Annotated in this window: 14 protein-coding genes; 10 read left to right on the top strand and 4 right to left on the bottom strand. The window is 73.9% G+C overall.

What is annotated here, in order from left to right; genetic code table 11:
• Positions 1 to 75: 75 nt before the first annotated feature.
• Positions 76 to 489: an organic hydroperoxide resistance protein gene (locus tag ACIQVT_RS31290; protein WP_403761789.1), complete on the bottom strand. Its 414-nt coding sequence runs from the start codon at positions 487 to 489 to the stop codon at positions 76 to 78.
• Positions 490 to 613: 124 nt separating this feature from the next.
• Here ACIQVT_RS31290 and ACIQVT_RS31285 point away from each other — a divergent pair, with 124 nt between their 5' ends.
• Positions 614 to 1,087, top strand: a complete 474-nt coding sequence (locus ACIQVT_RS31285) for a MarR family winged helix-turn-helix transcriptional regulator (RefSeq protein WP_403761786.1) — start codon at positions 614 to 616, stop codon at positions 1,085 to 1,087.
• Here ACIQVT_RS31285 and ACIQVT_RS31280 read toward each other — a convergent pair.
• The gene (locus ACIQVT_RS31280) at positions 1,035 to 2,558 is read right to left on the bottom strand and encodes a hypothetical protein (RefSeq protein ID WP_403762205.1); all 1,524 of its coding nucleotides are present in this window, start codon (positions 2,556 to 2,558) and stop codon (positions 1,035 to 1,037) included. The genes ACIQVT_RS31285 and ACIQVT_RS31280 overlap by 53 nt on opposite strands.
• Positions 2,559 to 2,811: 253 nt before the next feature.
• Between ACIQVT_RS31280 and ACIQVT_RS31275 the strand changes: the two genes are divergently transcribed.
• Genes ACIQVT_RS31275 through galE form a run of 3 tightly spaced genes read left to right on the top strand, consistent with a single transcriptional unit; the run spans position 2,812 to position 6,773 of the window.
• Positions 2,812 to 4,083: a glycosyltransferase 87 family protein gene (locus ACIQVT_RS31275; protein ID WP_403761783.1), complete on the top strand. Its 1,272-nt coding sequence runs from the start codon at positions 2,812 to 2,814 to the stop codon at positions 4,081 to 4,083.
• A gap of 45 nt (positions 4,084 to 4,128) precedes the next feature.
• Positions 4,129 to 5,796, top strand: a complete 1,668-nt coding sequence (locus tag ACIQVT_RS31270) for a glycosyltransferase (RefSeq protein WP_403761780.1) — start codon at positions 4,129 to 4,131, stop codon at positions 5,794 to 5,796.
• Complete coding sequence (galE, locus tag ACIQVT_RS31265; protein WP_403761777.1) at positions 5,793 to 6,773, top strand: UDP-glucose 4-epimerase GalE; 981 nt, start codon at positions 5,793 to 5,795, stop codon at positions 6,771 to 6,773. Before ACIQVT_RS31270 ends, galE begins: the two co-directional genes overlap by 4 nt.
• Before the next feature lie 34 nt (positions 6,774 to 6,807).
• Here the strand turns inward: galE and ACIQVT_RS31260 are convergent, their stop codons facing one another.
• Positions 6,808 to 7,446 (bottom strand): TetR/AcrR family transcriptional regulator, encoded by a 639-nt coding sequence (locus ACIQVT_RS31260; protein ID WP_403761773.1) that lies wholly within the window; start codon positions 7,444 to 7,446, stop codon positions 6,808 to 6,810.
• A gap of 204 nt (positions 7,447 to 7,650) precedes the next feature.
• Here ACIQVT_RS31260 and ACIQVT_RS31255 point away from each other — a divergent pair, with 204 nt between their 5' ends.
• The 6 genes from ACIQVT_RS31255 to ACIQVT_RS31230 all read left to right on the top strand — a co-directional run bounded on the left by ACIQVT_RS31255 (position 7,651) and on the right by ACIQVT_RS31230 (position 16,172).
• Complete coding sequence (locus ACIQVT_RS31255) at positions 7,651 to 8,565, top strand: ABC transporter permease (protein WP_403761770.1); 915 nt, start codon at positions 7,651 to 7,653, stop codon at positions 8,563 to 8,565.
• A 61-nt stretch (positions 8,566 to 8,626) separates the two neighbouring features.
• Positions 8,627 to 9,490 (top strand): ABC transporter ATP-binding protein, encoded by an 864-nt coding sequence (locus tag ACIQVT_RS31250; protein ID WP_403762202.1) that lies wholly within the window; start codon positions 8,627 to 8,629, stop codon positions 9,488 to 9,490.
• Positions 9,491 to 9,601: 111 nt separating this feature from the next.
• Positions 9,602 to 11,833: a CDP-glycerol glycerophosphotransferase family protein gene (locus tag ACIQVT_RS31245; RefSeq protein WP_403761767.1), complete on the top strand. Its 2,232-nt coding sequence runs from the start codon at positions 9,602 to 9,604 to the stop codon at positions 11,831 to 11,833.
• Entirely contained in the window at positions 11,830 to 13,494 is a 1,665-nt protein-coding gene (locus ACIQVT_RS31240) for a glycosyltransferase family 2 protein (protein ID WP_403761764.1), read from the top strand. The genes ACIQVT_RS31245 and ACIQVT_RS31240 overlap by 4 nt, the downstream gene beginning before the upstream one ends.
• Before the next feature lie 64 nt (positions 13,495 to 13,558).
• Positions 13,559 to 14,785: a hypothetical protein gene (locus tag ACIQVT_RS31235; RefSeq protein WP_403761761.1), complete on the top strand. Its 1,227-nt coding sequence runs from the start codon at positions 13,559 to 13,561 to the stop codon at positions 14,783 to 14,785.
• 124 nt (positions 14,786 to 14,909) lie between these two features.
• Complete coding sequence (locus ACIQVT_RS31230; RefSeq protein WP_403761758.1) at positions 14,910 to 16,172, top strand: hypothetical protein; 1,263 nt, start codon at positions 14,910 to 14,912, stop codon at positions 16,170 to 16,172.
• Between the two features lie 80 nt (positions 16,173 to 16,252).
• On the opposite strand, the gene ACIQVT_RS31225 is transcribed toward ACIQVT_RS31230, so the two are convergent.
• On the bottom strand, positions 16,253 to 21,196 hold the full coding sequence (locus tag ACIQVT_RS31225) for an NAD-glutamate dehydrogenase (RefSeq protein WP_403761755.1): 4,944 nt from the start codon (positions 21,194 to 21,196) through the stop codon (positions 16,253 to 16,255).
• Between the last annotated feature and the right edge of the window lie 138 nt (positions 21,197 to 21,334).

Raw genomic sequence — 21,334 nt, 5'->3', positions numbered from 1 at the left:
GCGCGGCCGGCGTGAGCGGTGCGCGTCGGGGGGCCGGTCCCGGCCGGGACCGGCCCCCCGACGGGGTCGGCGCGACTACTCGATGACGAGGTCGACCTCGATGTTGCCGCGGGTGGCGTTGGAGTACGGGCAGACCTGGTGGGCGGTCTCGACCAGCTTGCGGCCGGTCGCCTCGTCCACGGTCCCGGGCAACTCGACGCGGAGGGTGACCTTCAGCCCGAAGCCCTCGCCCTGCTTGCCTATGCCGACCTCGGCGGTGACCGCGGCGTCGCTGACGTCGACCTTGGCCTGGCGTCCGACCAGGCCGAGGGCGCTGCCGAAGCAGGCGGCGTAACCGGCGGCGAAGAGCTGCTCGGGGTTGGTGCCCTGGCCGTCGCCGCCCAGCTCCGCGGGCATGGCGAGGGCGAGGTCGATGCGGCCGTCGGAGGAGACGGCGCGGCCCTCGCGGCCGTGGGTTGCGGTGGCGACAGCGGTGTAGAGCGCGTCCATGGGAAGACCATCCCTCTCGGTGTGGGGTGTGCTGCCGGATCCGCCGGGGATCACGACGACCACAAGTAGAGCACACAACTGAATTGCGCACAACTAAATGGGCTACGAGAGGTATCCTCGAACCATGACCACCACGCCCGACGCCGACTGGCTCCGCCTCGACCGCCAGATCTGCTTCTCGCTGCACGCCGCGTCCCGCGCCTTCAACGGCGTCTACCGCGTGATCCTGAAGGACCTCGGGCTCACCTACCCGCAGTACCTGGTGATGCTCGTGCTGTGGGAGCGGGGCGACCTGCCCGTCAAGGCGCTCGGCGAGCAGCTGCGGCTCGACTCGGGCACGCTCTCCCCGCTGGTCAAGCGGCTGGAGACGGCGGGCCTGGTCCGGCGCGAGCGCAGCGCCGAGGACGAGCGGTCGGTACGGGTCCGGCTCACCGCCGAGGGCACGGCCCTGCGCGAACGGGCCGTGGAGGTGCCCCGCCGGATCATGACGGCGACCGGCTTCGACCTGGCGGAGATCGCCGGCCTGCGCGCCCGGCTGGACCAGCTCACCACCGCGCTGGACGCGGCGGCCCGGGCGGAGTCCCGGGACGCGCGCTGACCGGGACCCCGGGGAGCGCGCCGTCCGGGCGGACGTAGAGCCGTACGGTCACACCGCCCCGCACGGACTCCCGGGCCGCCGTGAACTGCTGCCACAGCACGGTCAGTTCGGTCCGCTCGGTGGGATCGCGCGGGACCCAGCGGCCGGCGAGCAGCCCGCGGTCCGCCACCACCCACACCCGGTCCAGCCGCGCCAGCCTGCGGCGCAGCTCATCCGGCCCGGCCTCCCGCCCGTACAGGGTGCCCGACCGGGCCGCCCCCGCCACCAGCGCCGGGTCCCGCGTCCCCCGGAACGCCCGCGGATAGGTGAGCGCCGCGTTCCGCGTCTGCGCCGGCAGGAACAGCACCGCCTCGCCGGGGCGCACCTCCCGCGCGACCGCCCTGGAGACCGCGGCGAGGTCGTCGGGCCGGTGGGCGGGGTCGCGGTCCCGCTGGAGCAGGGGGAACTGGTGGAGCAGGCACAGCGCGACGGCCAGGACGCCGGCGAGGGCCGCCCCGAGGGACCGCGGTGCCGGTGCCCCGGAGCGGGCGGCCCCGCGCCGGTCCGGGCGCCGGCGCTCCAGCACGTCCGCCAGCCGCTCGGCCCCCGCGGCCACCACCAGCGGCGCCCCCGACAGTGCGTACAGCACGTACCGGTCGACGTAGAGCGGCGAGACCTGCGAGGCCAGCATCAGCAGGGCCGGCGGCACCACCGCCACCGGCAACCCCACGCCCGCGCACGTCAGTTCGCCCCGCCGCCCGGCGATCCCGGCCAGCCCGAGCAGGGCCAGCGCGAGACACACCCAGTACACCTCGTCGGCCGGCCCGAGGAAGGTGCGCAGCAGGCCGCCCGCCGTCTCGGCCGTGGGCGTCCGCAGCCACGCCACCTGCGCCGCCTGCCCCCGCGACACCAGCACCATCGGCAGCAGCGCGAGCACCACCGCGCCCGCCGCGCCCCCGAACCGCCGCCACGTGCGCGCCCCCGCCCGGGCGAACGCCAGCGACACCGCGTGGGCGAACGGCAGCAGGACCGCGAACTCGTGCAGCCAGCAGGTGACCGCGAGGACCATGCCGTACGGCCAGAACGAGCCGCCCCGCACGGCCCGGACGAACAGCAGCGTCGCGCCGGTGGCACCGGCCGCGACCAGCGCGTAGGAGCGGCCCTCCTGGGCGTAGTGACCGGCCATCGGGGCGACGGCGTAGAGCAGGCCGGCCCACAGGCCGACCCGCGGCCGGGCCAGCCGGCAGCCGAGCGCGGCCACCAGGCCCGCCGTGCCGGCCGCCGCGAGCACCGACGGCAGCCGCAGGACGACCTCGCCGGGGTGCACGGCGAGGACCGCGTGCACGAACAGGTAGTACAGGCCGTGCACCGCGTCCACCTCGTGCAGCAGCCGCCAGATCTGCGGTACCGTGCGGCGCCCGACCTGGAAGCTGACGGCCTCGTCGCGCCACATGCCGCCCCGGTCCAGCCCCCACAGCCCGAGCACCGCCATCACCAGCGCGGGCACGCCCACGGCCCCGGCGCGGCCCAGCCGTTCCCGGGACCACCCGGGCACCCGGCGGGGCGCGTGGCCCGCCGTACCGGCCGGCGCGGCGCCGGCCGCTCCGGCCGCCCGACGCGACTGCGGTTGCACAGGAAGCCCGACGTTCACCATGGCCCGATCTTTTGCGATTAGCCAACCTTTGTAGGTCATTGACGGCGTATCGGCATGGATACCCCATCCGCTCGGCTTAGGCTCCCATGTGATGAACCGTCTCCGTGTCACCCCCGGCCCGGTCCTCGCCCTCACCGTCCTCTGGCTCACCACCCGCGCCCTCATGCTGTGGCTGCTCACGCACGGCACCGCCCCCCTGCTGGGCGGCGGGGCGGTGTCCCGGGAGGTGTGGCGGCTGTACTTCCACTGGTACGGCGTCCTCGCGCACGGCTCCTTCCCCGTGCACGACACGCTGTGGCAGTACCCGCCCGGCGCGGGCGCGGTGCTGCTGGCGCCCGGTCTGCTGCCGTGGCTGTCCTACTTCCAGGCGTTCGTGCTGCTGACCCTGACCGTGGACGCGGTGACCGCGGCGGCCCTGGTCCGCGCGGGCACCCGGCCCGGGCGCAGCCTGCTCGGCGCGGCCGTGTGGACCGGCGGACTGCCGCTCCTGCTGCACCTGCCGCTCGCCCGGTACGACGCCGAGGTGACCGCGCTGGCCGTGCTGTCCCTGCTGGCGTCGGCCCGCTCCCCGCGCGCGGGAGGGGTGTTCGGGGCGCTGGGCGCCCTGGTGAAGGTGTGGCCGGCGCTGGTCCTGCTGGGCACGCCCCGGGGGCGGTCCACCCGTACGGCGTGGACGTGGGCGGCGGTGACCGGGGCCGTGTGCTTCGGGCTGCTCGCCGTCTTCCTCGCCCACCCGCTGTCCTTCCTGCGCGAGCAGAGCGGCCGGGGCGTGCAGGTCGAGTCGCTCGGCGGCACGGCGCTGAACCTGGCCCGGCACGCCGGCTGGCCGGGCCGCACCCGCTACCAGTACGGCGCGATCGAACTCACCGGCCCGCACGTGCACGCCGTCGCCACGGCCTCGCTCGCGCTCACCGCGGTCGCGGGCGGACTGCTGCTGCTGTGGCGGGTGCGGGCGCGGCGCTGGAGCGAGGCCACGCCGTACGACGCGGCGCTGAGCGCGGTGCTGCTGTTCACGGTCACCAGCCGGGTCATCAGCCCGCAGTACATGATCTGGCTGATCGGGCTCGCCGCCGTCTGCCTGACCTCGCGCCGCACCAGCCAGCGCCCGGTCGCGGTGCTCGTCCTGGCGGCGTCCGCGCTGAGCACCGTCGTGTTCCCCATGTGCTACCGCGAGGTGGTCGACGGCACCTGGGCCGGCTGTCTGCTGATGCTGGCCCGCAACGGGCTGCTGGCCGCGGCCGCCGTGCTGTCCTTCGTGCGGCTGTGGCGGGACGCCCGGCCACCGGCCGGCGAGACCGGGCCGCCGGCGGAGCCTTGGCCCGGTTCGGACCGCCTGCGCGCCCGGGCGTTCAGCGCCCCCTGACGGGACGATTCACCTGCACAGCACACCGTCCGACGGGTGAGGCCCATGTCCCCAGAACCACCGGCCCCGCACCCGGCGCCCCGGGCCGCGGTCGTCGTCATCGGCTACGACGACCGCGCCCACGTGGCCGACGCCGTGCGCTCGGCCCTGGCCCAGGGGCCCGCGGTCACCGAGGTCGTCGCCGTGGACGACGGCTCCACCGACGGCAGCGTCGCGCTGCTCACCCGGCTGGCCGCCGTCGAGCCACGGCTGCGGGTGGTGCGCCGGGAGGTGAACAGCGGCGGCTGCGGCAGCCCGCGCAACGCCGGGATCGACGCGGTGACGGCGCCGTACGTGATGTTCCTGGACAGCGACGACGTGCTGCCGCCCGGCGCGGTGGACGCGCTGCTCACGGCGGCCACCGGGGCGCGCGCCGAGGTCGCGGGCGGGCTGTGCGTGCGCCGGGAGCTGCCGTCGGGGCGCGAACGGCCGTGGCAGGCGTTCCTCTACCCCACGCACCGCGTCCTCGCCCGCCCCGCCCAGCTCCCCCGGCTGGTCCACGACACGCTGTGCGTCAACAAGCTGTACCGCACCGGCTTCCTGCGCGACCACGGCATCCGCTTCCCCGAGGGCCGCTTCCGCTACGAGGACTTCGTCTTCGGCGCGCGCGTACTGGCCGCGGGCCCGCGCGTCGTCCTCGTACCGGACCGGGTGTACGTGTGGCAGGTCCGCCGGTCGGCCGAGCGGCTGTCGCTCTCGCTGGACCGAAAGCGCGTGGAGAACTGGGCGGCGCGCGTCGAGGCGTGCGCGCTGGCGTACGACATCCTGCTGGGGGCCGGGCAGCGGGAGCTGGCCCGGGCGGCACGCGCCAAGTTCCTCGACCACGAACTGCGCATGTACGCGCGCGAACTGGGCCTGCGCGACGCGGAGTACCGGCGCGCGTGGTGGGCGCTCGCGCGGCGGCACCTCGCGGGTTTCGACGACACCGACTGGGCGCCCGACCCCGGCGCCCCGGGCCGGCTCCTCGGACGGGTCGTGCTGGCGTCCCCCGAACCCCGCGACCTGCCCCGGCTGCGCGAACTCGCCGCCCGCCCGGCGCGCCTGCTCCCGCCCTACGCCCGCGCCGCCGACGGCACGCCTATCTGGTCCCCCGCCCTCCCCCAGGTCTCGCTGGCCGCGCTGCTGACCCGGCCGGTCCCCGCCCTGCCCCTCGCGGTGGACGCGGAGCTGCGCCCGCGCGCGCGTGCCTCGGCGCTGCGCCTCCGCCTGCACGAGATGTACGGCCGGGTGGCCGGGGCGGGTCCGGTCGGGGTGGACGTGGTGTGGCAGGCGCGCGACGACGACCGCACGCGCGGGCGCGCGACGGCCGCGCTCACGCCCCGCGGAGCCGCCCTCTGGTCGGCCGAGGTCCCCGTCGACCTGGCCGGGCTCGGTACCGGCATCTGGGACCTGCGCCTCACCGTGCGCTTCGCGGACGGCGGGCGGCGCGCGGTCACGGCGCACGCCCGGACGAGCGCCGGTCGGCTGCGCCGTCGCGCGGTACCGAGCGTCGCGCACGGCGTACTCCTGGTACGGCCGTACGCCACGCACTCCGGCGCATTCGCCGTGCGCGTGGCGAGCGGCGTGCGCGGGGTGCTCGCCGTGGCCGGCGGCCGGTTCCGCCGCCGCCTGTTTCACTGGGACCGGGGGCACCCTGGGAAACCCGACGAACTGACGAGGGACGGCCGCACATGACCTGGCTGATCACCGGTGGTGCCGGATACATCGGGGCGCACGTCGTCCGGGCGATGACCGAGGCGGGCGAGCGCGCGGTCGTCTACGACGACCTGTCCACCGGGCTCGCCGAGCGGGTGCCGGCCGAGGTGCCGCTGGTGCGGGGCTCCACCCTGGACGGGGAGCTGCTGGCCCGCACGCTCGCCGGGCACGGGATCACGGGGGTCGTCCACCTGGCGGCCAAGAAGCAGGTGGGCGAGTCGGTGGAACGCCCGCTGCACTACTACCGGGAGAACGTCGAGGGCCTGCGCGTCCTGCTGGCGGCGGTGACGGCGGCGGAGGTCCCCTCCTTCGTCCTCTCCTCCTCGGCGGCCGTCTACGGCATGCCCGACGTCGACCTGGTCACGGAGGAGACCCCCTGCCGCCCCCTCTCCCCCTATGGCGAGACCAAGCTGGCCGGCGAGTGGCTGGTGCGCGCCACGGGCCGGGCGGCCGGCCTCGCCACCGCCTCGCTGCGCTACTTCAACGTGGCGGGCGCGGCCACCCCCGAACTCGCCGACACGGGCGTGTCCAACTTGGTCCCGATGGTCTTCGCACGGCTCACCGAGGGCGCGCCGCCCCGCATCTTCGGCGACGACCACCCCACCCCCGACGGCACCTGCGTGCGCGACTACATCCACGTCGTCGACCTGGCCGAGGCGCACGTGGCCGTCGCGCGGGCCCTGCGCTCCGCCCCGGGCACCGCGCTGACCCTCAACATCGGCCGCGGCGAGGGCGTCTCCGTCCGGGAGATGATCGACCGCGTCAACGCGGTCACCGGCTACCACCGCCCCCCGGTCGTCACCGCCCGTCGCCCCGGCGATCCCGCCCGCGTGGTCGCCTGCGCCGACCGCATCCGCACGGAGCTGGGCTGGCAGGCCGAACACGACGTGCAGGACATGATCGCCTCGGCGTGGGAGGGCTGGGTGCGCGTCCGTCCGGAGGCGGCGCGCTCGTGACCGCGGCGCCGGGCGACCGGCCGGCGCCGCGGGCTCACAGCGCCCTGAGCGCCGCCGCCGTGGCCCGCGCCAGCCGCTCCAGGTAGCCCTTGGGCGGCTTCGGGGCGCGGACGACGACCGACCGCCAGTACAGCGGCCCGGAGATCAGGTCGAGGGCGAGGTCGGGGTCGATGCCGGCGCGCAGTTCGCCGCGCCGCTCCGCCGCCGCCACGATCCCGCTGGCCACACCCTCCTGGCCGTCCCGCAGCGCCTTCTGGAACGCCTCGGCGAGGTCGGGGTTGCGGGCGGCCTCGGCTTGGAGGTCGGGGATGACCTGCGAGGCGACCGGGTGCCGCAGGGCCCGGGAGGTGACCTCGTACAGCAGGTGCAGGTCACCCTCCAGGGAGCCGGTGTCGGGCGCCGGGAAGCCCGTCACCGCCAGGGCCGAGACGACGTCGAGGACCAGGTGGAGCTTGGACCGCCAGCGCCGGTACACCGCCGTCTTGCCCACGCCCGCCCGGCGCGCGATCCCCTCGATGGACATCCGGGCGTAGCCGGCGGCCGCCAGTTCCTCGAAGACGGCCGCACGGATGGCCTCGGTCACGTCCTCCCGCAGCACGGCGGCCCCGGCGGGGGCACGGCGGCGCGGACGCGCCGGCGGCTCGTCGGCGGGCTCGGCGGCGTTCGTCGTCATGCCGCACAGCATAGGCCGTAGCGACGAAACGGTTGCGTTCCGACGTCGATTGGGCCTACGCTCGCGTTGCGACGATACGGTCCCGTCCCGACGTAAAGAACGTAAAGAGACACACGGGGAAACGCCGGGCGACGGGACCCGGACGCGGCACCCCCGGCGGCAGCCGGACGCAGCAGCCCCTCCCCCCGAGCGAAAGCAGCGGATGTGAGCCAGGTCCTCCACACACCGCCCCCCACCCGGGCCCGGACCGACGACGACCTCGCGGCCCTGGCCGCCCGGCACGGCCTGTCGGTCAGCGGCGCCCGCCCCTCCCTGCCGGAGTACGTCCGCCAGCTGTGGGCGCGGCGCCACTTCATCGGCGCGTTCGCCACCGCCAAGCTCACCGCGCAGTACAGCCAGGCGAAGCTCGGCCAGCTGTGGCAGGTCATGAACCCGCTGCTGAACGCGGCGGTCTACTACTTCATCTTCGGCGTACTGCTCGGCACCAAGCAGCACGTACCCGACTACGTGCCCTTCCTGGTCACCGGCGTGTTCATCTGGACCTTCACGCAGAGTTCGATCATGGCGGGCACCCGGGCGATCTCGGGCAACCTGGGGCTGGTCCGCGCCCTGCACTTCCCGCGCGCCGCGCTGCCGATCTCCTTCGCGCTCCAGCAGCTCCAGCAGCTGCTGTTCTCGATGGCCGCGCTGGTCGTCATCCTGCTCTGCTTCGGCGTGCCCGTCGCCGCCTCCTGGCTGCTGGCCGTCCCGGCGCTCGTCCTCCAGTTCACGTTCAACGCCGGCGTGTCCATGATCGTGGCCCGGATGGGCGCCAAGACGCCGGACATCGCCCAGCTGATGCCCTTCCTGCTGCGTACGTGGATGTACGTGTCCGGCGTGATGTGGAGCATCGACAAGATCACCAAGCACGACCACCTGCCGCACGTCGTGACCGTCCTGCTCCAGATCAACCCGGCCGCCGTCTACATCGACCTGATGCGGTTCGCGCTGATCGACAGCTTCCACGCCCGGTCGCTGCCCCCGCACGTGTGGGCGGCGGCCATCGGCTGGGCCCTGCTCGCCGGCATCGGCGGCTTCATCTACTTCTGGAAGGCTGAGGAGACGTACGGCCGTGGCTGAGCAGATTCCCGGGACGACCGGGCCCACCGGGACCATCGAGACAGCCGGGACCACCGGGACCATCGAGGCGGCCGGGACCTTCCCGGCCGGCGGGGCGGCCGAGAAGGTGCCCACCGTCGTCGCCGACCGCGTCGACATCGTCTACCGGGTCAACGGCACCGGCGCGGGGCGCGGCTCCGCCACCGCCGCCCTCAACCGCATCCTGCGCCGCAGGCAGACCGAGCAGGCGGCCGGCGTGCGCCGGGTGCACGCGGTGCGGAAGGTGTCGTTCGTCGCCTACAAGGGCGAGGCGATCGGACTCATCGGCACCAACGGTTCCGGCAAGTCCACCCTGCTCAAGGCGGTCGCCGGGCTGCTCCCGGTGGAGAACGGCCAGATCTTCACCGACGGTCAGCCCTCCCTGCTCGGCGTCAACGCGGCCCTGATGAACGACCTCACCGGCGAGCGCAACGTGCACCTCGGCGGCCTCGCCATGGGCATGTCCCGGGAGCAGGTCAAGGAGCGCTACCAGGACATCGTCGACTTCTCCGGCATCAACGAGAAGGGCGACTTCATCACCCTGCCGATGCGCACCTACTCCTCCGGCATGGCCGCCCGGCTGCGGTTCTCCATCGCCGCCGCCAAGGACCACGACGTCCTGCTGATCGACGAGGCGCTGGCCACCGGCGACCGCTCCTTCCAGAAGCGCTCCGAGCAGCGCATCCGCGAGCTGCGGCAGCACGCGGGCACGGTCTTCCTGGTCAGCCACAACAACAAGTCGATCCGCGACACCTGTGAGCGGGTCCTGTGGCTGGAGCGCGGCGAGCTGCGCATGGACGGGCCGACGGAGGAGGTCATGAAGGAGTACGAGGCCTTCACGGGCGAGAAGAAGCCGGCCGCCAAGCCCGCGGCCAAGCCGGCCGCGAAGCCGGCCGCCACGACCTGAACGGCCCCGGACGGACTCCCACACCGGGCACGCTTATCCCTTTCATCCGTTTAATGACAGTATGTTATGGATGGTGTGCCCGGAGACATCGAGCCGAAGGAGCCCCCCGCGATGCCCCAGCTGAGCCTGATCGTCTACGGGCCGAACACCCAGGGGCATCTGACCGAACTCCTCGACTCGCTGGACGCCCACCCGCTCACCGACGCCGAGGTGATCGTCGTCGCGGTCGGCGAGTGGGCGCGGGAGACGGCCGAACGCCACACCCCGGACACCGTCACCGTCGCCCTGCCGGAGGGCACCGGTGACGCGGCGGCCCGCGCGGCCGGCGCCGCCCGCGCGGCCGGCCGCTGGCTGCACTTCGTGCACGCCAAGGACGGCCTGCCGGCCGGCGCGCCCCGCCTGATCGCCGAGCGGACCGCCGAACTGGACGCCGCCGGCACCGAGCCCGACCCCGGCGACCCGGGCAACCCCGTGGACGTGCTCCTCCTCGACCACGTCACCACCACCTGGCAGACCGCCGCCACCCCCTCCCGGGACGGCCGCCACCTCGCCGCCGTCGGCCGCGCCCCGCTGCCCCTGGCCGAGGCCGCCCACCTGCTGCGGCTCAGCCCGCTGCTCGGCAACCGCGCGCTGCGCGCCGCGTTCTGGCGGGCGCACGAGGAGGAGCTCGGCACCGACGACGAGCCGCGCGCCGCCCACGCGGCCCTGCTGCGCGCCGGCCGCGTCGCCTGCCTGAACCAGGCGGCGTACGACAACCGCGTGCTGCGCCCCGAGAGCCTGCCGCCGCGCGCCCCCGAGGACCGGCTCGGACTCGTCGACCGCTACGAGTCGCTGTTCCCGCTCACCGGGGAGCGCCGCGCCGTCCGCACGGTGCTGTACGACCTGATGGTGCGCGACCTGCTGCGCACCTTCGCCCGCGAGGACCTGCCCGACCCCGTGGCCCGCGAGTTCTTCCGGCGCGCCTCGCTGGCGGCGCTCCGCTGGCGCCCCGAGGGCCACCGGCGGCCGGCGGGCCTGGAGGGTGTGCGGCACGCGCTCCTGGAGGAGGGGGCCTACCACCGCTACCGGACGTTCCAGGCCGCCAACCGCACCCGGCGCGCGGCCCGCAGGACCGTGCGGACGCAGCGGCGGCGACTGGGCACGAAGGTCCGCGACCACCAGTACCGGCGCGCCCTGAACCGTCCGCTCCGCCCCGACCTCGCCGTGTTCGCCGCCTACTGGGACCGCGGGGTCGCGTGCAACCCGGCCGCCATCGCCGCGAAGCTCGCCGAACTCGCCCCGCACATCCACCCGGTGTGGGTGGTGACCGGCCGCGACGCGGCGCTGCTGCCGCCCGGCACCGACCACGTGGTGCCCGGTACCCGCCGCTACTGGGAGACCCTGGCCACCGCCACGTACCTCACGAACAACGTCAACTTCCCCAACGCGGTCGTCAAACGCCCCGGCCAGATCCACCTCCAGACCCACCACGGCACCCCGCTCAAACGCATGGGCCTGGACCAGATGGACCACCCGGCCGCCGCCAAGGGCCTGGACTTCGCCGCCCTGCTGGCCCGCACCGACCGGTGGGACTACAGCGTCAGCGCCAACAGCCACTCCACCCGGATGTGGGAGCGCGCCTACCCGGCCCGCTACACCTCCCTGGACCACGGCTATCCGCGCAACGACGTCTACTACCGCGCCACGGCGGCCGACGTCCGCGCGGCCCGCGCCCGCCTCGGCATCGCCCCCGGCACGACGGCCGTCCTGTACGCCCCCACCCACCGCGACTACGAGGCCGGGTTCACCCCCCGCCTCGACCTCGCCGCCCTCGCCGACCGCCTCGGCGACCGCACGGTGCTGCTCGTGCGCGCGCACTACTTCTACGGCGGTACGGCCTCCCCGCTGACCGGGCTGCGCCGCTCCGGCCGGATCATCGACGTCTCCTCCTACGACCCCGTCGAGGAACTGTGCCTGGCAGCCGACGCGCTGGTCACGGACTACTCGTCGATCATGTTCGACTACGCCAACCTGGACCGCCCGATCGTGATCCACGCCGACGACTGGGAGACGTACCGGACCACCCGCGGGGTCTACTTCGACCTGATGGCCGAACACCCCGGCCAGGTCGCCCGCACCCAGGAGGAACTGGTCGAGATCTTCGCCTCCGGTGCCTGGCGCGACGAGAGCGCGGCCAAGGCGCGGGCGGCGTTCCGGCGCCGGTTCTGCGAGTACGACGACGGACGCGCCGCCGAACGGGTCGTGCGGCGGGTCTTCCTGGGCGAGCCGGAGGAGTCGCTGCCGCCGGTGCTGCCGCTGGAGGACCGCACCCCCGCCCCGACACCCGAGGAGGCCACGGCATGACCCGCCCCGACGTCACGGTCACGGTCATCGTCCACAACGACGCCGCCCGCCTCCCCCGCGCGGTCGCGTCGGTGCGCGCCCAGACCCACCCCGGCCTGGAGATCGTCATCAGCGACGACCACTCCGAGGACGACACGCCGGCCGTGGCCCGGGAGCTGGCGGCCCGGGACCACCGCATCCGCTACCTCCGTCTGCCCCGCAACAGCGGTGGGTGCAGCGCGCCGCGCAACCGGGCCGTGGAGATCGCCCGGGCGCCCTACCTGATGTTCCTGGACAGCGACGACGAACTCCCGCCACGGTCGGTGGAGTCGCTGCTCGCGGCCCACCGGGAACGGGAGGTCGACTTCACCATGGGCGCGGTCCGCCGGGTCCGGGTGGACACCGGGCGGCGCTCGACCTGGATGCCGCACCTGGTCGCCGAGCGCCGCACCCTGGAGGGCATCGGGGCGGACCCGCGGCTGTTCTTCGAGCACCTGTCGACCAGCAAGATGTACGCCCGCTCCTTCCTGGACCGCCACCGCCTCCGCTTCCCCGAGGGCATCCACTACGAGGACCAGCTCTTCTCGGCGCAGGCGTACTGCCTGGCGCGGGCGTTCACGATCATCCCCGACCCGGTGTACGTCTGGTACATCGAGCCGTTCGCCGACGCGGCCTCCGCCTCCATCTCCAACCAGCGGCACCGCATCTCCAACGTCCGCGACCGGGTCCACGTCCAGCACCTCATCGACGACTTCCTGGTGAGCAGCGGGCACGCCGGGCTGCGGGCGGACAAGGACTACAAGTTCCTCAAGCACGACTTCCGGATGTACGCGGGCGACCTGCCCTACCGTGACGAGGAGTGGCTGACCTCCTTCGCCGGCCTCGTCAACCCCTACCTGGACACGCTGGCCCCCGAGGCCTACGCCCGGCTGCCCCGCGCCGAGCGGGTCGTGCTGGAGCTGCTGCGGGACGGCCGGACCGACGATGCCCGGCTGGCGGCGCGCGGCCTTGGCCACGGGGTGGCGCCGCGGCGGGTCACCGTCGACGCGGCGGGCCGCCCGTACTGGGGCGACACCGTCCCCGCCACGGAGCGCGCCCGCCGCGAACTGGACCTGTCCGAGCTGGAGCTGGGCACCCGGCCGTTCCCCACGGCCCTGTTCCGCCACGAGATCACCGACCTCCGCCACGGTCCCGGGCCGGCCCTGGTCCTCGCCGTGCGCACCTACGACCCCGGGCTGCGCCTCCCGGTCGGCCCCCAGCGGGCCTGCCTGCTGCTCTCCCCCGCCGGGCGCCGCATGACGGTCCCCTTCCGCCTCGACCCGGTCCGGCCCGGCGTGTTCGAGGGCACCGTCCGCCTCGACCTGGCCGCCGCACGGCTGCCCCTCCAGGGTTTCGAGGGCGTCCGGCACCCGGTGGTCCGCCTGGACCAGCAGGGCCTGTCCCACACCGGTCTGCTGCTCGCCCCGCCGGAGTTCCCCGGGCGCGCCGTCCGCGTGCCCTACCGCTCCGGCGCCGCCCCGCACGAGATCGTCGTCGAACCGGAGGGCCGCGACCCCGGCCGGCTCCAGCTGCGGTGGCGTCCGGTGGGGGCGGCGGCACGGGTGATCCGGCCGGTGGTGCGGCAGGTGGCCCGGCCACGGATCCGCGGCGCCGCCCGGCTGGTGGCGAGCCTGCTGAGGTGAGACGGGCGCAGGGCACCGCCGCGCCGAGCCGTACCCGCACCCACCGCACCCCCGGGGAGTCACCGTGGCCCAGTTGGTCCCTCCGACGGCCCTCGGCGCCGGCCGGTCGCCGGGCGCGCCCGGCAGCCTGCGGGCCCGGCTGCGCCAGGCGGTGCGCCGCCGGCCCGCGCACATCGTGTTCGTCCCGCGCGAGACCTGCCGGGCGGTCGCCCTCCAGCTGGCGCTGTCCCTCCTCGGGTTCGCCGTCCTGCTGCTGCTGAACCGGCACCTCGGCCACGGGGTGACGGGCCTGCTCGGCCGCTGGGACGCGGCCAACTACCTGTCCGTGGCCGCGCACGGCTACCCCGACCGGCTCCCCCTCCGGGCCGACGGGGTGCCGGGATACAGCACGATCGCCTTCTTCCCGCTGGTCCCCGGCCTGATCCGGGCCGTGCACGCGGTGACCGGGCTGACCCTCGCCCACGCCGGTGTGCTGGTCTCCTGGGTCGCCGGGGCGGTCGCGGCGAGCGGCATCCACACCCTCGCCCGGGCCGTGGTCGGCAGCCGCGCCGCCCTGGTGTGCGTCGGGCTGTGGGCGTGTTCGCCGTACGCGTTCGTGCTGTGGATCCCGTACTCCGAGGCCGTCTTCACCGCCGTGCTGACGTGGGCGCTGGTGGCCCTGGTCGCCCGGAGGTGGGTGACGGCGGGGCTGCTGTGCGCGCTGGCCGGCACGGTCCGGCCCACCGCGTCGGTGCTGGTCGCGGTCACCGCCCTGACGGGGGTCGTGGCGCTGGCCGGCCGCCGGGACGGGGTGCGCCCGCTGGCCGCGGTGGTGCTGGCTCCGCTGGGCCTGGCCGGCAGCTGGCTGTACCTCGGCAGCCGGATCGGCTCGGTCACGGGCTGGTTCGCGGCGCAGCGGGCCTGGGGGCAGTCCTTCGACCTGGGCCGGGGCACCCTCCACTTCCTGCGCCACGCCGCCGGGGCGCACTCGCCCGACATGCGGTACGTGGCCGTGCTCACGACGCTCGCCGCCGTAGCCGTCGGGACCGTCGCCCTGGCGCTGGACCGGCGGGTGCCGTGGCCGCTGGTGCTGCTCGTGGCGGGCGCCTGGCTGCTGATGGCCGGGGCGTCCGGTGCGCCGTACTCCAAGCCCCGCTTCATGCTGCCGTTCCTGCCCGTCCTGCTGCTGCTCCCGGCGCCCGCGCTGGCCAGGATCCGCCGGGAGGTGCGCTGGATGGTGTACGGCAGCGGCGCGGTGTTCGCCGGCTGGTACGGGGCCGGGCTGCTCGTCCTGTTCCGGCCGGCGCCCTGACATCCGGCGCCGTCGTCGACATCCGGCACCGTCTCCGTTATGCCGGGAATCTTCGGCTATATGCTGGATCGTCGGGCCCGGTCCTGCCGGCCCCTGAGCCCGGACGACCGGACTGGAGAGACCTGTGGACGGCGCAACGGCCCACCTCGCCCGCCGCCGGGCGCTGCCCCTGCTGGCGGTCGTGGTCCTGCTGGCCCTGCACGTCTTCGCCTATCCGGCGACCCGGTTCTCCAACGACTCCTACCGCTACGCCCGCCAGGCCTACGAGTTCCTCGGTGACTCCCCGCAGCGGGCGCGGCAGAAGGCCGTCGCCGCGTACTGCGCCGACACCGCCCGGCTCGTGCACCGCAACCGCCTGCTGGACCAGCGGCGGTTCGCCGAGCCGGGACGGGAGGCGGCGTACCGGCACGGCTGCGAGGCGAAGTACCGCGACGGGCTCACCCCGACCGGCGCCGAGTACGAGCGCATCTTCCGCACCCGGCCGGGTTACCCGCTGCTGGCCGCGCCGTTCGTGGCGCTGCTCGGCGCCAAGGCGGGCCTGACCGCGGTGTCGCTCGCCTTCACGGCGGCCGCCGGCTGGCTCGTGTACCTGCTGCTGCGCGCGCTGCGCTCCCCACCGCCGGCCGCCGTCCTCGGCCAGGTCCTGTACTACGTCACGCCGCTCGCCCAGTGGGGCGGGCGCCCCCTCTCCGAGGGACCGGTGACGGCCCTGATGACGGCCCTGCTGCTCGCCTCGGTGTGGCTGCTGTGCGGCCGGGTCGCCCGGGGCGCGGCGCTCTTCGCCGGCGCGTTCGCCCTCGGCTGCGCCGTCAAGTACTCCAGTTTCCTGATCGTCGGACTGTTCCTGGCGGTGGCCGCGTTCGCGATCCTGCTGTTCGTCCGGCGCGCCCGGCAGCGCGGCACCTGGGTACTGGCCGGGCTCGCCACGGCCGGCACGGTGGGGGTGCTCGCCGTCAGCGCGGCGTTCGGGCTGCCGGGGACGACCGACTCGCTCCAGGACATGTTCACCCTGCACTGGACCCACCCCGAGGTCGCCTCCCCCTGGCGGTCCCTGCTCCGGCTGGACTCCCACTACTGGTGGCAGTGGCTCCAGAAGGAGGCCCTCGCCCCGCTGCTGCTCACCCTGCTCGCGGCCGGCGCGTGGGGGCTGTGGAAGCGCTCGGTGCCGGTGGCCCTGTGCGTCCTCGCGACGGGCCTGACCGGATTCGCCACCATGGCCGCGCACCCGCTGGCGGTGGAACAGGACCGGCTCTACGTCCAGGTCTGGCTGATCCCGGTGATCGGCCTGCCCCTCGCCCTGGAGCGGCTGTGGCGGCGCGGCGGCACGGCGTCCGCCGCGTCCGGCGGCGACCGGACCGCCGGGGAACCGGCCGGCTGCGCCGGCTGAGCCTCGCCCCGGGGGGAACCGCCGGGAAAGGACGGCGCCCCGGACCGTCACCGGCCCGGGGCGCCCTCAGCGCCGTACGGCTACGAATGCGTCCGCAGCAGCGTCCGCATCGTGCGCATCGCCACCGACAGGTTGGCGAGGTCGAAGGAGTCCGACCCGCGGATCTCCTCCAGGGTGGTGCGGGCCCGGCCGAGGATCGCGGTGTTCCGCTCCTCCCACGCCGTGAACCGCTGCTCCGGCGTCGAGGTGCCGTCGCCCGCCGCGAGGACGTCCGCGGTGAGCGCCGCGTGCGCCGCGTACAGGTCCTCGCGGATGGAGGCGCGGGCCATGGACTGCCAGCGGTCGGCCCGGGGCAGCTCGATGATGCGGTCCATCAGCTGCGTGATGCCGAGCCGGTCGCCGAGGTCGTAATAGATCTCGGCGACGTCCAGCGGGTCCTTGCCGGTGCGGTCGGCCACCGAGACGATGTCCAGCGCCGGGAAGGCGGAGGAGAAGCCCGCCACCCGGGTGGCGAGTTCGTCGGGGACACCGGCCGCGGACAGCTCGTCGTACACGTGCTGGTACCACTCCAGGTCCGCGCCGCGCAGCAGCTTCGGCAGCTCCTGCCAGACCCGCTCGACCCGCTCGGCGAAGAACTCCACCGTCTCGGCGAGCTGGAGCGGCTGCGGCCGGTTGTTGAGCAGCCAGCGGGTGCCCCGCTCGATCAGGCGCCGCGAGTGCAACCGGATGCGGGTCTGGACGTCGGCCTCGACCCGGTTGTCCAGGGCCTCCACCTCGTCCCACACCGGCGCCGAGCTGAAGATCCTGCGGGCCGCGGTCTGGGCCCGCACGATCTCCTCGAGCGAGGCGCCGGTCTCCTCGCGCAGACGGTGCAGATACGTCGTACCGCCCGTGTTGACGGTGTCGTTGACCAGCACGGTCGTGGTGATCTCGCGGCGCAGCGGGTGGTTGTCGATCGCGTCGGCGAACCGCTCGCCCAGGGCCGCCGGGAAGTACGAGTGCAGCAGACCGCGCAGGTACGGGTCGTCCGGCAGCGAGGTGTGCAGCAGCTCCTCGGCGACCGTGATCTTCGTGTACGCCAGCACCACGGCCGTCTCCGGGCCGGTCAGGCCCTGGCCCTGCGCGAGGCGCTCACGGATCTGGCGGTCGGTGGGCAGGAACTCCAGCGCCCGGTCCAGGTGGCCCTCGCGCACCAGGTGGCGGATGAACCGCTGCTGGGCGTGGAGCATGTCCTTGGCCTGGAACAGGGCGTTGGCCAGGGCGGTGTTCTGCGCGTAGTTGTTGCGCAGCACCAGGAAGCCGACCTCGTCGGTCATCTCGGCGAGCAGCTTGTTGCGCTGCTTGAGGGTCATGTCGCCGTCCGCGACGAGACCGTTCAGCAGGATCTTGATGTTCACCTCGTGGTCGGAGGTGTCCACGCCGGCGCTGTTGTCGATCGCGTCGGTGTTGATCCGGCCGCCGTGCAGCGCGAACTCGATGCGGCCGAGCTGGGTCAGGCCCAGGTTGCCGCCCTCGCCGACGACCTTGACACGCAGGTCGGCGCCGTCGACGCGAATGGCGTCGTTGGCCTTGTCGCCGACGTCGGCGTTGGACTCCGCCGACGACTTCACGTACGTGCCGATTCCGCCGTTCCACAGCAGGTCCACCGGCGCCCGCAGGATCGTCTTCATCAGGTCGGCCGGGGTCATCTTGGAGATCTTCTCCTCGATGCCCAGGGCCTGCCGGATGTGGCTGTTGAGCGTGATCGACTTGGCGCTGCGCGGGAAGATCCCGCCGCCCGCCGACAGCAGCGTGGTGTCGTAGTCGGCCCAGCTGGAGCGGGGCAGCTCGAACAGGCGGCGGCGCTCGGCGTAGGAGACGGCCGCGTCCGGGGTGGGGTCGATGAAGATGTGCCGGTGGTCGAAGGCGGCGACCAGGCGGATGTGCTCGCTGAGCAGCATGCCGTTGCCGAACACGTCACCGGACATGTCGCCGATGCCGACGACCGTGAAGTCCTCGGACTGTGTGTCCACGCCCAGCTCGCGGAAGTGCCGCTTCACGGACTCCCAGGCGCCGCGCGCGGTGATGCCCATGCCCTTGTGGTCGTAGCCGGCCGAACCGCCGGAGGCGAAGGCGTCACCGAGCCAGAAGTTGTACGTCCCGGCGACCTGGTTGGCGATGTCCGAGAACGTCGCCGTGCCCTTGTCCGCGGCGACCACCAGGTAGGTGTCGTCCCCGTCGTGCCGGACCACGTCCCGCGGCGGCACGACCTCGCCGGCGACCATGTTGTCGGTGATGTCGAGCAGCGCCGAGATGAACGTCTTGTAGCTGGCGATGCCCTCCGCCAGCCACGCGTCGCGGTCCACGGCCGGGTCGGGCAGCTGCTTGGCGACGAAGCCGCCCTTGGCGCCGACCGGCACGATGACGGTGTTCTTCACCATCTGCGCCTTGACCAGGCCGAGGATCTCGGTACGGAAGTCCTCGCGCCGGTCGGACCAGCGCAGACCGCCGCGCGCGACCTTGCCGAACCGCAGGTGCACGCCCTCCACGCGCGGCGAGTACACCCAGATCTCGTACGCCGGGCGCGGCGCGGGCAGGTCCGGGATGGCCTGCGGGTCGAACTTCATGGACACGTACTCGTGCGGCCCGCCGCCGGGCGCCTGCTGGAAGAAGTTCGTGCGCAGGGTCGCCTTGATGACGGTCAGGAACGACCGCAGGATGCGGTCCTCGTCCAGGCTGGCGACCTGCTCCAGGGCCGCGTCCAGCTCCTCCAGCAGGGCGTCGGTGATCTCCAGCCCGGCCTGCTGCCGCTCCGGAGACATCCGCGCCTCGAACAGGGAGACGAGGAGCCGGGTGGTGTGGACGTTGTTGCGGAGGGTGTCCTCCATGTAGTCCTGCGAGAAGGTCGAACCGGCCTGCCGCAGGTACTTGGCGTAGGCGCGCAGCACCATCGCCTGGCGCCAGGTCAGCCCGGCGCTGAGCACGAGCGCGTTGAAGCCGTCGTTCTCGGCCTGACCGGTCCAGGTCGCGGCGAACGCGTCCTGGAACCGCTCACGGGCGTCGCCGCCCAGGTAGTCGCTGCTGGAGCCGCCGAGCGACTTCGGCATGCGCAGGCCGAAGTCGTAGATCCAGGCGGTGGTGCGGTCGGCGCAGCGCAGCTCGTACGGCCGCTCGTCCGTGACCTCCACGCCCAGCCGGCTGAGGACGGGCAGCACCTGCGAGAGGGAGACCGAACCGCCCTTCTGGTAGATCTTGAACCGGCGCTCCTCGGGGGCGGCGCCCACCGGCTCGTACAGGCTCAGCGAGAAGATCTTGTCCTCGCCCAGCTGCTCCAGGTGGACCAGGTCGGCGACGGCCGCGCGCGGCGGGTGGTCGGCCTTGTAGCCCTCGGGGAAGGCGTTGTTGTAGCGGCGCAGCACCTCGGCCGCGCACTCCTCGCCGCACTCGGCGGTCAGCGCCTCGGCGAACGCGTCGGCCCAGGAACGGGCGGCCGCGGCCAGGCGGCCCTCGATGCGCTCCTTGTCGGTGTCCGACAGCTCGGACAGCTCGGTGCCCTGCGGGACCCGGACCACGAAGTGCAGCCGGGACAGGATCGACTCCGTGTTCCAGGCGGTGAAGTCGACGCTGATGCCGCCGAGCTCCTCCTTCAGGATGTCGATGATCCGCAGGCGGACGCCGGTGGTGTAGCGGTCGCGCGGCAGGTAGACGAGGGCCGAGTAGTAGCGGCCGTACTCGTCCTGGCGCAGGTACAGCCGCAGCCGGCGGCGCTCCTGGAGGTAGAGCACGCTGGTCACGATGGCCTGGAGCTCGGTGACCGGCGTCTGGAACAGCTCGTCGCGCGGGTAGGTCTCCAGGATCTGGAGCAGGTCGCGGCCGTCGTGGCTGTGCGGGGAGAAACCGGCGCGCGCCAGCACGTCCTCGACCTTGCGGCGGATCACCGGGACCCGGCGCACGGACTCGGTGTAGGCGGCGGAGGAGAACAGGCCGAGGAAGCGGCGCTCGCCGACGACGTTGCCGTCCGCGTCGAACTTCTTGACGCCGATGTAGTCCAGGTACGACGGCCGGTGCACGGTGGCCCGGCTGTTGGCCTTGGTCAGCACCAGCAGCTTGTGCTCGCGGGCCTTGGCGCGGGCGTCGGCCGGGAGGCGCTCGAAGGAGGGGCTGACCGGGTGGCGGTCCTCCTCGGCGTGGTGCGGGTCGGAGCGCAGTATCCCCAGCCCGGTGCCGGGCACGGCGGCCAGCGTGTCGTCGTCGCGCAGCTGGTACTCGCGGTAGCCGAGGAAGGTGAAGTGGTCGTCGGCCAGCCAGCGCAGCAGCTCGCGGGCCTCCTCGATCTCCGGCTTCGCCAGGTCGGCGGGGGCGGGCTCGTCCGCCAGGCCGTCGGCGACGCGGATCGAGGTGTCCCGCATCTTCTCCCAGTCCTCGACGGCCTCCCGGACGTCGGACAGGACGCGCAGCAGGTCCGCGGAGATCTGCTTGAGGTCGGCGCGGTCGGTCTCCCGGTCGATCTCGACGTGGATCCAGGACTCGACGTGCGCGTCGTGCGGGAGGTCACCGTTGGGCGGGGTCGCCAGCACCTCGATGAGCTTGCCGGTCAGGTCCCGCCGGACCACGAACTGCGGGTGGATCACGACGTGGATGCCGCGTCCCTGCCGGGTCAGCTCATTGGTGACCGAGTCGACGAGGAAGGGCATGTCGTCGGTGACGACCTCCACCACGGTGTGGCTGCACGTCCACCCGTTCTCCTCCACGGACGGGGTGTGCACCCGCACGTTCGCGGTGCCCTGCGGGCGGGTCTCGGCGAGACGGTGGTGCGACACCGCGGCACCGAAGACGTCGACCGGGTCGCGGTCGGTGAGGTCTTCCGGTGCGGTGTGCAGGTAGTAGCGCCGGAGGAACGTGAGCAGGGACTCGCCGTCCGGGGTGCCGGAGCCGCCCCCGCTCGTCGTCCCGGTCGGTAGGTGCCCCCCGACCGGGCTGTTCTCAGCTACCCGGGCGGCCCGTTCGAGCAGCTCGGCCTTGGCTTCGTCCAGCTTGGTCTGCATTGTCCTCTGGCTCCTGTCGCGCGCCGTTGCGTGACGTAGAAGGAAGTACGGTCTCTTTCCTCCCGGCTCGACGCCACGGCCCGGGGTGTCCGGTCCGATCCGACGCTATGCCGCGAGGTGAGATTCGTGGGGGGTATT

Origin of the sequence: Streptomyces sp. NPDC100445 (assembly GCF_044759735.1) — a bacterium.
In the GTDB taxonomy this organism is placed as follows: Bacteria; Actinomycetota; Actinomycetes; order Streptomycetales; family Streptomycetaceae; genus Streptomyces.
The sequence above is the reverse complement of the archived record's forward strand: the minus strand, read 5'-3'. Positions and strand labels throughout refer to the sequence as shown.

Excerpts from the sequence above, each read along its gene's own strand:
- ACIQVT_RS31285 (WP_403761786.1), top strand. The coding sequence starts at position 614 with ATGACCACCACGCCCGACGCCGACTGGCTCCGCCTCGACCGCCAGATC.
- ACIQVT_RS31240 (WP_403761764.1), top strand. The coding sequence starts at position 11,830 with ATGACCCGCCCCGACGTCACGGTCACGGTCATCGTCCACAACGACGCC.
- ACIQVT_RS31260 (WP_403761773.1), bottom strand. The coding sequence starts at position 7,446 with ATGACGACGAACGCCGCCGAGCCCGCCGACGAGCCGCCGGCGCGTCCG.
- ACIQVT_RS31225 (WP_403761755.1), bottom strand. The coding sequence starts at position 21,196 with ATGCAGACCAAGCTGGACGAAGCCAAGGCCGAGCTGCTCGAACGGGCC.
- ACIQVT_RS31245 (WP_403761767.1), top strand. The coding sequence starts at position 9,602 with ATGCCCCAGCTGAGCCTGATCGTCTACGGGCCGAACACCCAGGGGCAT.
- ACIQVT_RS31290 (WP_403761789.1), bottom strand. The coding sequence starts at position 489 with ATGGACGCGCTCTACACCGCTGTCGCCACCGCAACCCACGGCCGCGAG.
- ACIQVT_RS31275 (WP_403761783.1), top strand. The coding sequence starts at position 2,812 with ATGAACCGTCTCCGTGTCACCCCCGGCCCGGTCCTCGCCCTCACCGTC.
- galE (WP_403761777.1), top strand. The coding sequence starts at position 5,793 with ATGACCTGGCTGATCACCGGTGGTGCCGGATACATCGGGGCGCACGTC.
- ACIQVT_RS31280 (WP_403762205.1), bottom strand. The coding sequence starts at position 2,558 with ATGGCGGTGCTCGGGCTGTGGGGGCTGGACCGGGGCGGCATGTGGCGC.
- ACIQVT_RS31270 (WP_403761780.1), top strand. The coding sequence starts at position 4,129 with ATGTCCCCAGAACCACCGGCCCCGCACCCGGCGCCCCGGGCCGCGGTC.